The organism is Aquibaculum arenosum, assembly GCF_029222965.1.
In the GTDB taxonomy this organism is placed as follows: domain Bacteria; phylum Pseudomonadota; class Alphaproteobacteria; order Kiloniellales; family DSM-21159; genus Aquibaculum; species Aquibaculum arenosum.
Map to the genome: position 1 here is coordinate 24202 of NZ_JARHUD010000012.1, position 13192 is coordinate 37393.

The window sequence follows — 13192 nt, forward strand, 5'->3', positions numbered from 1 at the left end:
TTCATTCAAATCATCACGATTCGAGCACCCCCGTGGTGGTCACTGTTCCTCCTTCTGCGTGCAGAGGTTCGGCCCTGCGGATGGTCCTACTCCCCTATGTGCAGAGGGTTGGAGGGAGCGCTTTGCGCGGGTGCTGGTGGACAGGAAATTGCCGGAGAGCGGCGCCACGCAACCACTCTCTTGCGTAATCCTGGCGCCGGCGGCACGTTCGTTCCGAATTCGCGCTATCCAAGTTCCATCTGATGGGATAGCGTTCCGCTCCCAAGCCTTTCGGCGCCGGCTTTTCGCGGGCGGCGGCTCAAGGACGACCAGGAGGAGACCTCTCGAATGACGACAAAGCTCAAAGCGGTCGCGGCCGCAGCCTTTGCGGTTGCGGGCCTTTCCATCACCGCGGCGCAGGCGCAGGACGTCACGCTGCGCATGGCTCACATCTATACCCCCGGCAACATCTGGTACGATGCGGCGGAAGCCTACAAGCAGGCGGTGGAGGAGCGCAGCGAAGGCGCCATCACCATCGACATCGACCACAGCGGCATGACGGGCGACTGGCCGCAGGCGATCGAAGGTCTTCTGATCGGCACCAACGACATCGTGCTGCAGAGTGTCGGCACGCTCGACCGCTATGACACCATCGCGGGCATTGAGGCCTATCCCTACCTCGTGCGCGATCTCGACCACTTCAAAGAAACCTATTTCGGCGATCTGGGCCGCGAGCTTTATGGCGAGATCCGCGAAAAGACCGGCTTCAAGATCATCGGCGCAGGCTATCGCGGCGCGCGCCACATGACCTCCAGCGTCGAGGTGCGCTCGGTCGAGGATCTCGAGGGCGTGAAGCTGCGGGTGCCGCCGCTTCGCATGTACCGCATGACCTGGGAGATGCTGGGCGCCAGCCCCGTGCCCATGGGTGTGGACGAGCTCTTCACCTCGATGCAGCAAGGTGTGGTCGATGGCCAGGAGAACCCGCTGGAGATTGTTGAAAGCCAGAAGTTCGATGAGGTGCAGGACTATGTGGTCGAGACCGCGCACGTCATTGGTGCCATGACTTTCATCTTCAACGGCGACCGCTTCGAGCAGCTGCCCGAGGATGTGCAGCAGGTGCTGCAGGAGGAAGGCGACCGGGTGATGCTGGAGTTCAGCGATCGCATGGCTGACGACGAGCAGGCCCTGAAGGAAGCGCTCCAGGAGCGCGGCATGGAGTTCATCGAGGTGGACCGCAGCGCCTTCCAGGCCCGTCTGGGAGACATGCCGGCCGAGTTCCCGGAACTGGCCGACTGGGTGGAGCGCATCCAAGCGTCTGCCGAGTAACTGGCCGCGTTGCTGTTTGAAGGGCCGGTCGGCAAGGAGCAGCCGACCGGCCCGCTTACCGCCTGAACTTCCCGGAGAACACGCATGCAGGGCAATCGGGACCTCCGCCCCGCGCCGCTGGCGCACTGGGCCGAACGGCTGGCCGGCGGCCTGGAAAAGCTGCTCGACTGGATTCTGATCGCCATGCTGTTCGTGATGACCGTCAGCGTCGTCTGGCAGGTCTTCGCACGCTACGTCCTCTCGGCGGCCCCCAGCTGGTCGGAAGAGGTGGCGCGCTATCTCATGGTCTGGGTGACTTTTCTTGGCGCGGCAGCGGTGCTGCGCTCCGGCGGGCATATCACCGTCACCGTCCTGGCCGATTCCCTCCCGCCGCGCTTGCGCGGTCCGCTCCTGCTCCTGCGTGATCTCGTCATCCTCTTCGGCGCCGGGGTGCTGGCGCTGTTCGGCTGGCGCTATGCCGGCGCCATGAGTTTCCAGGACTCGGCGGCCCTGGAGTTGCCCATGTCACTGCCCTATGCGGCGCTGTGGATCGGGGGCGGTCTGGTGCTGCTGATGGTGGTGCTCACCCGCCTGGCGCACGGTGGAGAGTGGCAGCCGCTGGACGAAGAAGAGGACTAGCGCCGTGTCGGTTGCCGAATTGCTCACCCTGGGTGTCTTCGCTCTCATACTGCTGTCGGTGCCCATCGGCTTCGCCATCGTGGCTGCCAGCGCTGCCCTGCTGATCTGGCTCGACGGGCCCAGCCTGATGGTCGTGCCCCAGCGGGTCTTCGGCGGCATCGACAGCTTCGCCCTGCTGGCCATTCCCTTCTTCCTGCTCACCGGCAACCTGATGAGCGCCGGGGGCATGACCGGGCGACTGCTGGACTTCGCCAATTCGGTCCTTGGCCGCTTTCGCGGCGGGCTGGCCATGAGCGGCATCATGGCCTCGACACTCTTCGCGGGGATTTCTGGTTCAGCGGTGGCGGACACCAGCGCCCTGGGCCGCATCCTGATCCCGGCGATGAAGAAGGCGGGTTATCGCGCGGACTTCGCCGTGGCCTCTATCGCGGCAGCCAATGTCGTGGCCCCAATCATTCCACCGTCTATTGCCTTCATCGTTCTGGGCGTCCTCACGAACCAGTCCATCACCCAGCTTTTCCTGGCCGGGCTGGTCCCGGGGGCGCTTTACGGCGTGGCGATGCTCCTGCTGGCCTGGTGGATCGCCCGGCGGCGGAACTATCCGGTTTCTGCCGTGGCGGAGAAGGGGGCGGTCTGGCGTGCCTTCAAGGCCTCTGCTTTCGCGCTGCTGCTGCCGCTCTTCATCCTCTTTGGCATTCGCACCGGCGTGTTCAACGTGACGGAGTGCTCCGCTGTGGCAGTGATCTACGCCCTGCTGGTGGGGACGCTGGTCCACCGGGAACTGACTCTGGCGAAGTTCATCGACGCCTTGCGCCAGACCGCGCGGATGACGGCGGTGATCCTGATCATCGTCGGCGCGGCGCGGGTCTTTTCCTGGATCCTGGCCTACTACAACGTGCCCACGGAGGTGGCGGCCTTCGTCTCCGAGCACATCAGCCACCCGCTGGTCTTCCTGCTGCTGATCAACCTCATCCTACTGGTGGTTGGCATGTTCCTGGAGGCCAATGCCGCCATTGTCATGCTGGTGCCGGTGCTCTTCCCCATCGCCGCCAGCTTGGGCATCGACCCGCTGCACTTCTCCGTGGTGATGGTCCTCAACCTCTGCATCGGACTGATCACGCCGCCGGTGGGGCTCTGCCTCAATATCGCGGCCGTAATCGGTCGCCTCTCCCTGGAGCGGGCGGCGCTTGGCGTGCTGCCCTTCCTGGGGATGGCCTTCGGTGTCCTGTTACTGATCACCCTCTTTCCCTCGCTTGTCACCTTCATCCCTAGTCTGTTGGGAGGCCGCTGATGCGACGTTTCGAGAATAAGACCGTGCTGGTGTTCGGCGCCGGTTCGGCGGGCCCCGGCTGGGGCAATGGCAAGGCGGCTGCCGTGACCTATGCGCGTGACGGTGCTTTTGTCGCCGCGGTGGACCGCGATCTGAAGGCGGCCGAGGAAACGGTCTCCATCATTGCCGAGGAGGGCGGGCAGGCCCGGGCCTTCGCCGCCGACGTGACCCGCAGCGACGACATCCTGGCGGTGGTCGAAGCGCTGTTGCAGGAGCGCGGGCAGATCGACGTGCTGCACAACAACGTTGGCGTCACCGAGATGGGCGGCCCGGAAGTGGCCAGCGAGGAAAGCTGGCAGCGGGTGCTGGACATCAATGCCACCAGCGTCTTCCTTACGTGCAAGCACGTCCTGCCGGGCATGCGTGAGCGCCGCAGCGGTGCCGTGGTGAACATCTCCTCCCTCGCTGCCATCCGCTGGACCGGCTATCCCTACCTCTCCTACTACGCGGCCAAGGCGGCGGTGAACCAGATGACCGTGGCCATGGCCTTGGAGTACGCACCGCACAATGTGCGGGTGAATGCGGTCATGCCCGGCCTGATCAACACGCCCCTGATCCATCAACAGATCGCCGGACAGTATGCCGACGCCGAGGCCATGGTGCGCGAGCGCGATGCCCTGGTGCCCCTGGGCAAGATGGGCACGGCTTGGGATGTGGCGGAAGCCGCGGCCTTCCTGGCCTCCGAACAGGCCAAATTCATCACCGGCGTCTGCCTGCCAGTGGACGGCGGCTCCAGCGCAAAAGTAGGTTGAGCGGCCGCCTGCTTGTTCGTTCCTTGCCAAGGAGCTAGGTTGCAGTGCAATAATGTTTCTGCAACGCAGCATCACAGTGAAGAGGGCCCAGGCATGGACGAGCTGCACGGCTACTATTTCGAGGATCTGCGCGTCGGCATGACCGACGTGATCTCGCGCACCGTGACCGAGAGCGACATCGTGCTCTTCGCCGGGGTGACCGGGGACACCAACCCGGTGCATCTCGACCAGGCCTTTGCCGAGCAGACCATGTTCAAGGGCCGCATTGCCCACGGCGTTCTGGGGGCCGGGCTCATCTCCGCCGTCTTCGGCACCAAGCTGCCGGGCGCCGGCTGCATCTATGTCGACCAGAACCTCCGCTTTCGCGCGCCGGTGCGCATCGGCGACACCATGGTGGCGCGCGTGACCCTCAAGGAGCTGATCCCGGCCAAGAACCGTGCGATCTTCGACACCCGCTGCGTGGTGGGGGACACGGTGGTGGTGGAAGGTGACGCCACCTTGATGGTGGAGAGCCGGCCGGCGGCCCAGACCGTCGCCGCCGAATAGATCCGCTCAGCCGTGCGTGGCCCTGTGCGCCGCGCCCCAGCGACTTTCCCAGTCCTGACCCAGCATGTCGGTGACCCCGCCGTCCTTGTCGTAGAAGCGGTTGGGGATCTGGAAGATGCCCAGCAGCAGGCAGCCTTCGGGGGCGTGCGCATCGTGGCGGCTGCCGGCGGGGCGCCAGATGAACTCGCCCGGCCCAGCCTCGCCGTCGTGATCCACCAGCCGACCTTCCAGAATGTTACTCTGTTCGATCGCCACATGCTCGTGATCAGGCAGCGCGGCGCCCGGCGCCATGCGGATCAGCGCGGTCAGCAGGCCCTTCTCCGGATCCAGCAGCAGCGTCTTGCTCTCCACGCCGGGAAAACGGGTTGGCTCCCAGGGCAGTCCCTCCACGTCCACATGCCGAGATTTGAGGCGGCTCAGGCCCTGGTGATTCGGGGCGTTGGGGGTGATGGCGCTCATGGGGCCTCCCTTGGGAAAGCAGGCGACTACGGGCCGGCAGGGGCAGGTGGGCACCCTATGTCGCCTGGCGTGATTATGGCATTCAGAATGCCCGCATTCTCCACTTTGCGGAAGCGCTTTGCCGGCATCCGGGCGAGAGGCTGCCGCCGGCACGGCCCGCGCGCTTGACCGCTGCGCTGCCATGGTTACGATCCGCGACCATGCTGGCCGTCATATACCCTCCTGCGCGAATTAGCCGCCCGGTTTCCTGAGGGGAGCCGGGGAGCGTGAGTCCGTTACGCAGTTTCAGTGCCGGCGTGCCAGCAGCGTGCCGCCGGAAGCCAAGGCCAGAGTGATGACCATCGATTATCGTCCCACCGTATTCCTGCCCAAGACGGATTTTCCCATGCGCGCCGGTCTGGCGAAGCGGGAGCCGGAAATCCTGGCACGCTGGCAGGACATGGATCTCTATGAGCGGCAGCGTGAAGCGGCCAAGGGCCGCGAGAAGTTCGTGCTGCACGACGGCCCGCCCTATGCCAACGGCCACCTGCACATCGGGCACGCACTGAACAAGATCCTCAAGGACGTGATCAATCGCGCCCAGCAGATGCTGGGCAAGGATGCGAACTACGTTCCCGGCTGGGACTGCCACGGCCTGCCCATCGAGTGGAAGGTGGAGGAGGGCTATCGCGCCCGAGGGCAAGACAAGGACGTGGTGGACAAGGTCGAGTTCCGCCAGGAATGCCGCGCCTTCGCCGAAAAGTGGGTCGCGATCCAGACCGAAGAGTTCCAGCGCCTGGGCGTGATCGGCGACTGGAAGGATCCTTATCTCACTATGGCCTACGCCGCCGAGGCGCAGATCGTGCGCGAGATCGGCAAGTTTCTGCTCAACGGCGGCCTCTATGCTGGCGAGCGGCCGGTGCTCTGGTCCGTGGTGGAGAAGACCGCGCTGGCCGATGCCGAGGTGGAGTATCACGACCATGTTTCCCCGACCATCTGGGTGCGCTTTCCGGTGGCCGAGGCCGCACGGCCCGAGCTGGAAGGCGCTGCGGTGGTCATCTGGACCACCACACCCTGGACCATCCCCGGCAACCGCGCCGTTGCCTTCAGCGAGGAGGATGACTACGTCGTCGTCGAGGTGACCGGCACGCAGGAGGGGGCTTGGGCCCAGGTGGGCGAGCGCCTGATCCTGGCTTCGGCGCTGCTGGAAGCAACGGCGGCGCAGTCGCGCATCACCGACTGGGAGGTCAAGGCGACCCTCAAGGGCAGCGACCTGGCCGGCACGATCTGCGCCCATCCGCTGCGCGGACAGGGTTACGACTTTCCGGTTCCCATGCTGGCGGCCGAGTTCGTCACCATGGACCAGGGCACCGGCATCGTGCACATCGCGCCGGGCCATGGCGCGGACGACTTCGGGCTGGGCCGCGCCCATGGGCTGGAGATCCCGCAGACCATCGATGCGGAAGGCCGCTTCCTGCCGCACGTGCCGCTGTTCTCTGGCACGGTGGTCTATACGGCCAAGGGCAAGGAAGGCGATGCCAACCCTGCGGTGATCGAATCGCTGCGCGAGGGTGGCAAACTCTTGGCCCGCGGACGCCTCACGCACTCCTACCCGCATTCCTGGCGCTCCAAGGCACCGCTGATCTTCCGCAACACGCCGCAGTGGTTCATCTCCATGGAGGCCAATGACCTGCGGGAGAAGGCGCTGGCCGGCATCGACGAGACCCGCTTCGTGCCGCCGCGCGGCCAGGCGCGCCTGCGCTCCATGATCGAGCAGCGCCCGGACTGGTGCATCTCACGCCAGCGTCTCTGGGGCGTGCCGCTGCCGCTGTTCGTGCGCAAGGCCGACGGCGCGCCGCTGCGCGACGCGGCGGTGATCGATCGTGTCGCCGAGGCCTTCGAGCAGGAGGGCGGCGATGCCTGGTTCTCCTCGCCGCCGGAGCGGTGGCTGGGCGATGACTACGATCCGGCTGAGTACGAGCAGATCTTCGATGTGGTGGAGGTCTGGTTCGACAGCGGCTCGACCCACGCCTTCGTGCTGGAAAAGCGCGAGGATCTAAAGTGGCCGGCCTCGCTCTATCTCGAGGGCTCGGACCAGCACCGCGGCTGGTTCCACACCTCCCTGCTGCAGTCCTGCGGCACCCGCGGCAAGCCGCCCTTCGAGGCGGTCCTGACCCACGGTTTCGTGCTGGACGGGCAGGGGCGCAAGATGTCCAAGTCCGCCGGCAACGTGACCGCGCCGCAGGATGTCATGAAGAACGAGGGCGCGGACATCCTGCGCCTCTGGGTCGTGGGCTCGGACTATTCCGAGGATCTGCGCATCGGCAAGGAGATCCTGAAGTATCAGGTCGATGCCTATCGCCGCCTGCGCAACACCCTGCGCTACCTCCTGGGCGGCCTCGACGGCTTTGAGGACAGCGAGCGGCTGCCACTGGAGCAGATGCCGGAGCTGGAGCGCTGGGTGCTGCACCGCCTGGCCGAGCTGGACCGCTCGGTGCGCGGCTGGGTGGAGGACTACGAGTTCCACGAGCTCTATCGCGCCGTGCACGACTTCTGCGCCGTCGACCTTTCGGCCTTCTACTTCGACGTCCGCAAGGATGTACTCTACTGCGACGCGCCCGACAGCCTGCGTCGCCGGGCCTGCCGCACAGTCATGGATCTGCTGTTCGATCACCTCACGGCCTGGCTGGCGCCGGTGCTCTGCTTCACGGCGGAGGAGGCGTGGTGGGCGCGGGGCAAGGCGCCGGAGTCGGTGCACCTGCGCACCTTCCCCGAGGCGCCCGCGGCCTGGCTCGACCCGGCGCTGGCGGAAAAGTGGGCCCAGGTGCGCAAGGTCCGGCGTGTGGTCACCGGCGCACTGGAATTGGAGCGCACGGAAAAGCGTCTCGGCTCCTCGCTGCAGGCGGCGCCGCTGGTCCAGGTGGAAGACGAGGGCCTGCGGGCGCTGCTGGAAGCGCTCGATTTCGCCGGGATCTGCATCACCTCGGACATCGCCCTGACCGGCGACGCTCTGGAGGATGATGCCTATCGCCTCGAGGAAGTGCCCGGCGTGGCCGTACGCGTCGAGGCGGCACCGGGAGAGAAGTGCGCGCGCTGCTGGCAGGTGCTGCCCGACGTGGGCAAGCATCCCCAGGCGCCGGAGACCTGCGGGCGCTGTGCTGACGCGGTGGAGCGTCTCGGCGTGACGGCGGCCTAGGCTCTTGCGCTTAACGCTCCTCCTTGCCGCCCTGGTGGTGCTGGCCGATCAGGTCAGCAAGTGGGTGGTGCTGCTCTGGGTGATGAGCCCACCGCGCATCATCGAGGTTACGGGCTTCTTCAACCTGGTCCTGGTCTATAACCGCGGGGTGTCCTTCGGTTTGATGGCGAGCGACTACGCTTGGAAGCCCTATGCCCTCGCGGCCCTGTCGCTGGTGATCGTTCTGGCGCTGCTCTGGTGGCTGCGCGGACAGGCCGGGCGCCTGCCGCGCCTTGCCGGCGGCCTGATCGTGGGCGGGGCTCTGGGCAACATGATAGACCGCTTTTTGCACCCGGGGGTGGTCGACTTCCTCGATTTCCATTATGCCGGCTGGCACTGGCCGGCGTTCAATCTTGCCGATGCGGCCATCGTGTGCGGTGTGGGCCTCCTGCTGTTCGACGGCTTGTTCGGCGGCGAGGGGGACGGTAAACATAAGCGCTCGTGAGGCCCAGGAGGACGGTTCTTTGCCAAAACTGCTCACGCGTTCGACGAAACTGCTGCTCTGTTGCGGCATGGTGGTCGCTCTGGCGGGGTGCGGGGACGATGTCCGCCGCTCGCTGGGATTGACCAAGCAGTCGCCGGACGAATTCCGCGTCGTATCCCGCGCACCGCTCTCGGTGCCGCCCAGTTTCTCCTTGCGTCCGCCAGCACCCGGTGCGCAGCGCCCGCAGGAGGCGAGCCCGGAACAGCGGGCGCGTCAGGCGGTCTTCCGAGTTGAGGAGAGTGAACAGACCGCCGCGGTGCCTGAGGAAGGCGTCGACGACAGCCTGTCCCTGGGCGAGCGCAGCCTGTTGCGCGAGGCGGGCGCCGATCGCGCCGACCCCGACATCCGCCGAAAAGTCGAGCGCGAAACGCGGCAGATCAACGAGGAAAGCCGCGATTTCGCCGATATGCTGATCTTCTGGAAGGATCCGGAGCCGCAGTACGATCGGATCGACCCCGCTGCGGAAGCGCGGCGCCTGCGTGGCAGTGATGCCATGGGTGAGCGCCCAACCGGCGAGGGCGTGCCGGTGATCGAGCGCCAGCGTCGCAGCCTCTTCGACCGACTGTTCTGATCCCTTTCAGTCGGCACCCCGCACAAGCGAAACCGCCCGCCCCCAAATCGGGGAGCGGGCGGTTTGCATGAGGGACGGGTGAAGCTGCCGGGCCTGCCACAGCGGCGCCACCTTTGCCGGCGATCTTGACGGAGCTTCTGTCTTCGCCAACTTGCTTACTGTCCGCTCCCGCAACGCAAGGTCCGTCGCCCTATGACCCTTCGCTCAGCGTTCTCCTCGCTCCGGCCAGCCCGGCTCTCTGCAGGCTTTCTGGCCTGTGCCCTCTTGTTCTCGATCAGTGAGACCCCGGCGCGGGCCCAGGTCTTCGATCCGGCGGTGCACGAACTCGACAACGGCCTGGAGATCGTGGTCATTCCCAACCACCGCGCGCCGATCGTCACCCAGATGCTCTGGTACAAGGTGGGCGCTGCGGACGAGCCGCCGGGCAAGTCGGGCATCGCGCACTATCTCGAACACCTGATGTTCAAGGGCACCGAGAAGGTGGGGCCCTTCGAATTCTCGCAGTTGATCGAGCGCCACGGCGGGCGCGACAACGCCATGACCTCCTACGACTTCACTGCCTATCACCAGACCGTGGATCGCGCGCAGCTGGATCTGGTCATGGAACTGGAGGCGGATCGCATGGTGAACCTGCAGCTCGTCGACGAACTGGTGCTGCCGGAGCGCGATGTGATCCTCGAGGAGCGGTTGAGCCGGGTGGACAATGACCCCTCGGCCCAGCTGCGCGAAATGGCCAGCGCGGCGCTCTTCATGCATCATCCCTATGGAGTTCCGGTGATTGGCTGGGAGCATGAGATGCAGGGGCTGACCACGGCCGATGCGCTCGACTTCTATGAAAAATGGTACGCCCCCAACAACGCCGTTTTGATCGTCGCGGGCGATGTGGAGCCCGACGAGGTGATCGAACTGGCCGAGAAGCACTTTGGTCCGATTCCGGCGCGCACGCTTCCCGAGCGCCGTCGCCTGGCAGAGCCGGCCCAGTGGGCGCCGCGCCGGGTGGAACTGGACAGTCCCCGGGTTGGGCAGGCGTCGCTCTCGATCCGCTATCTTGCGCCCAGCTACACGCGCACGCTGGGGGAGAGCTCCGAGGACACGCCTTATGCCCTGCAGGTCGCCAGCGAGCTGCTCTCCGGCGCCACCGGCCGGCTCTACCGCCGCTTGGTCGTGGAAGACGAGATAGCGGCCGGGGCCGGCGCCGGCTACTCGGCTACCGCCTACGACCTCTCCAGCTTCATCTTTTGGGGCACGCCCCGCCCGGAGGTCTCGCCCGAAGCGGTGGAAGAGGCACTACGCGCCGAGATCGACGAGCTGCTGGAAGATGGGGTGAGCGAGCGCGAGGTCGAGCGGGCCAAGCAGCGCCTGATCGACGATGCGGTTCTGGCCCGCGATTCCGTGGCCGGGCCAGCCTATGCCTTCGGGCAGGCGCTGACCACCGGCGGCGACATCGACCAGGTCGAACTTTGGCCTGAGCGCATTCGTGCCGTGACGCCGGAGCAGGTGGATGCGGCCTTGCGTCTGGTGCTCACGCCCGAGCGATCGGTAACCTCGGTTCTGCGCCCCGAGCCCACCACCTGATGCCTCAGCCTTTCCAGCGGAGTTGGCCCATGCGGTTCCAGCGTTTCGCCACGCCCCTGTTCCTCCTCGCCTTGACGCTGGCCGCGCTCATGCCGGCACGCGCCGGCCAGGCGCTGGAGCCCGAGCGTGTGGTTTCCCCCGGCGGCATCGAGGCCTGGCTGATTGAGGACGAGTCCAACCCCTTGATGGCACTGTCCTTTGCCTTTCGCGGCGGAGCGGCCGAGCAGCCGGATGGTCTGGAGGGCGTGGCGGCGCTCGCCACATCGCTGCTGACCGAAGGTGCCGGGAACTATGATTCCGAGGCTTTCCAGGAAGAGCTGGCCGATCGCTCCATCGAGCTGTCCTTCTCGGCGAGCCAGGACCGTCTCGGCGGCTCTCTCCTCACCCTGACCCGCCAGCGCGAGGAGGCCTTTCGCCTGCTGCGCCTGGCCATGACCGAACCGCGTTTCGACCTGCCGGCGGTGGAACGGCTGCGCCAACAGTATCAGGTGGTGCAGGCGCGCCGCGCCCAGGATCCCAACACCATGGCGTCGCGTGCCTTCTTCCGCCTGCTGTTCGACGACCATCCCTATGCCCGGCCGAGCGAAGGCACGCCGGAAAGCCTGGCCGCCATCGAGATCGAGGATCTCCGCAGCTTCATCGCCGAGCAGTTTGCCCGCGATCGGCTCTATGTAGCCGCGGCGGGAGACATCGATCCCGAGAATCTGGGGCGCCTGCTCGACGAGACCTTCGGGCCCCTGCCGGAAGAGGGGGCGCCACCCAAGGCTGAGGCGATCACGCCCGACCCCGAAGGCGGCCTGCTGGTGGTCGAGCGCGACCAGCCACAGTCGAATGTGGTGCTGGGACAAGGCGGCATCGCGCGCGAGAACCCCGATTTCATCACCGCCGCGCTGGTCAACCGCATCCTGGGCGGGGGCGGTTTCTCGTCACGTCTCTTCAACGAGGTGCGCGAGAAGCGTGGCCTGGCTTACGGCGTCAACACCAGCCTGGCCGCGCTCGACAAGGCGCCGCTGCTGGTCGGCAACGTGAGCAGCGACAACGCCCGGGTCGGCGAAGCCATCGGGCTGATCCGCGCAGAGTGGCAGCGCATGGCGGATGAAGGGCCGAGCGAGGAGGAACTGCGGCTGGCCAAGGACTACCTCCTCGGCTCCTTCGCCCTGGGCCTCTCCAGCTCGCCACGGATCGCCGACACGCTGCTGGGCCTGCAGCTCGACGACCTGGGCCTGGACTATATGGAACGCCGCCGCGAGCTGATCGAGGCGGTCACGCCGGAAGATGCAAAGCGCGTGGCGGCCGAACTGCTGGACAGCGAGGCACTGACCCTGGTTGTGGTCGGAAAGCCCGAAGGCTTGGTCTCCACCCGCAGTCTGCCGGAGTAGGCGCGACCGGCAGGGCTACGCGCAGGGTTACGCGCAGGGTTACGCAGTGTCCGGATCGCGCTCGGCCCAGAGCAGGTAGTTGATCGAGAGGTCATGGCGGCTGAGGTGCCATTCGCGCGAAAGCGGGTGGTAGACCATGCCGGCAACTTCGCGCACCTCGAGCCCCTGGCGGCGCACTGCGCCGGCCAACTCTGATGGCTTGAGGAACTTTCGCCAGTCATGGGTGCCGCGGGGAAGTTTGCGCATCACATATTCGGCGCCCACGATGGCGAAGGCGAAGGCTTGCGGTGTGCGCGAGATGGTAGACAGCGCCAGCGCACCGCCGGGCCGCACCACCTGGCAGCAGGCCCCGAGAAAGCCGGGGACGTCAGCCACGTGCTCGACCACTTCCAGGGCGGTGACGAGGTCGAAGGTCTCGCCCGACTCGGCCAGCGCCTCGACGCTGCTGTGGCGGTAGTCGATTTCCAGGGCGCTGTCGGCTGCGTGCTGCCGGGCCACGGCCAGGCTTTCATCGGCCGCGTCAATGCCGGTCACCTGCGCCCCCATGCGCGCCAGCGGCTCACAGAGAAGGCCGGCGCCGCAGCCGACGTCCAGCACCTTCAGGCCCGCAAGGGGCGCCAACGACCGCTCATCCAGCCCGAAATGTCGCACCGCCTGGTCGCGCAGGAACTGCAGGCGTACAGGGTTCATGGCATGCAGCGGCGCCATCTCGCCTTCCGGATCCCACCAACGGGCCGCCAGCCGGGAAAACTTCTCGATCTCGGCGGCGTCGATGCTCTGCCCGGCGGTGGCGCTGCGGGGCCGGCGGGGCGTGCTGGGGGCCATGGACTACCTCGTGCGATGGGATGAAGCCTGCCGGCGCGATGCTTGCGCGAAACCGGCCCCTTCAAGTATGGATAGGCCGCTCGCTATCAGCAACCCAGGGCTGGCACACCGTGAGGGGCGCGCCGTGTCGAGAA

General features: G+C 66.5%; 12 protein-coding genes. 10 read left to right on the forward strand and 2 right to left on the reverse strand.

What is annotated here, in order from left to right; genetic code table 11:
• Positions 1-327 precede the first annotated feature (327 nt).
• The 5 genes from P2G67_RS15330 to P2G67_RS15350 all read left to right on the forward strand — a co-directional run bounded on the left by P2G67_RS15330 (position 328) and on the right by P2G67_RS15350 (position 4551).
• Positions 328-1305 (forward strand): TRAP transporter substrate-binding protein, encoded by a 978-nt coding sequence (locus P2G67_RS15330; protein ID WP_275824134.1) that lies wholly within the window; start codon positions 328-330, stop codon positions 1303-1305.
• Positions 1306-1389: 84 nt separating this feature from the next.
• A complete protein-coding gene (locus tag P2G67_RS15335) occupies positions 1390-1923 on the forward strand; it encodes a TRAP transporter small permease (protein WP_275824135.1) in 534 nt (177 codons plus the stop codon).
• A 4-nt stretch (positions 1924-1927) separates the two neighbouring features.
• A complete protein-coding gene (locus P2G67_RS15340; RefSeq protein WP_275824136.1) occupies positions 1928-3214 on the forward strand; it encodes a TRAP transporter large permease in 1287 nt (428 codons plus the stop codon).
• Entirely contained in the window at positions 3214-4005 is a 792-nt protein-coding gene (locus tag P2G67_RS15345) for an SDR family NAD(P)-dependent oxidoreductase (protein ID WP_322099727.1), read from the forward strand. Before P2G67_RS15340 ends, P2G67_RS15345 begins: the two co-directional genes overlap by 1 nt.
• Positions 4006-4098: 93 nt before the next feature.
• Positions 4099-4551 carry a MaoC family dehydratase gene (locus P2G67_RS15350; RefSeq protein WP_275824137.1) on the forward strand — a complete coding sequence of 151 codons (453 nt, stop codon included), beginning with the start codon at positions 4099-4101 and terminating at the stop codon, positions 4549-4551.
• Between the two features lie 6 nt (positions 4552-4557).
• Here the strand turns inward: P2G67_RS15350 and P2G67_RS15355 are convergent, their stop codons facing one another.
• Positions 4558-5010 (reverse strand): cupin domain-containing protein, encoded by a 453-nt coding sequence (locus P2G67_RS15355; protein ID WP_275824138.1) that lies wholly within the window; start codon positions 5008-5010, stop codon positions 4558-4560.
• Between the two features lie 334 nt (positions 5011-5344).
• On the opposite strand from P2G67_RS15355, the gene ileS reads away from it, so the two are divergent.
• The 5 genes from ileS to P2G67_RS15380 all read left to right on the forward strand — a co-directional run bounded on the left by ileS (position 5345) and on the right by P2G67_RS15380 (position 12233).
• Positions 5345-8185 (forward strand): isoleucine--tRNA ligase, encoded by a 2841-nt coding sequence (gene ileS / locus P2G67_RS15360; RefSeq protein ID WP_275824139.1) that lies wholly within the window; start codon positions 5345-5347, stop codon positions 8183-8185.
• A gap of 4 nt (positions 8186-8189) precedes the next feature.
• Positions 8190-8669 (forward strand): signal peptidase II, encoded by a 480-nt coding sequence (lspA, locus tag P2G67_RS15365; protein WP_275824140.1) that lies wholly within the window; start codon positions 8190-8192, stop codon positions 8667-8669.
• A gap of 19 nt (positions 8670-8688) precedes the next feature.
• Positions 8689-9279, forward strand: a complete 591-nt coding sequence (locus P2G67_RS15370; protein ID WP_275824141.1) for a DUF3035 domain-containing protein — start codon at positions 8689-8691, stop codon at positions 9277-9279.
• Between the two features lie 192 nt (positions 9280-9471).
• Positions 9472-10854: a M16 family metallopeptidase gene (locus P2G67_RS15375; protein WP_275824142.1), complete on the forward strand. Its 1383-nt coding sequence runs from the start codon at positions 9472-9474 to the stop codon at positions 10852-10854.
• Positions 10855-10883: 29 nt separating this feature from the next.
• Positions 10884-12233, forward strand: a complete 1350-nt coding sequence (locus P2G67_RS15380; RefSeq protein ID WP_275824143.1) for a M16 family metallopeptidase — start codon at positions 10884-10886, stop codon at positions 12231-12233.
• Between the two features lie 39 nt (positions 12234-12272).
• Here P2G67_RS15380 and ubiG read toward each other — a convergent pair whose 3' ends face one another.
• On the reverse strand, positions 12273-13058 hold the full coding sequence (ubiG, locus tag P2G67_RS15385; protein WP_275824144.1) for a bifunctional 2-polyprenyl-6-hydroxyphenol methylase/3-demethylubiquinol 3-O-methyltransferase UbiG: 786 nt from the start codon (positions 13056-13058) through the stop codon (positions 12273-12275).
• Between the last annotated feature and the right edge of the window lie 134 nt (positions 13059-13192).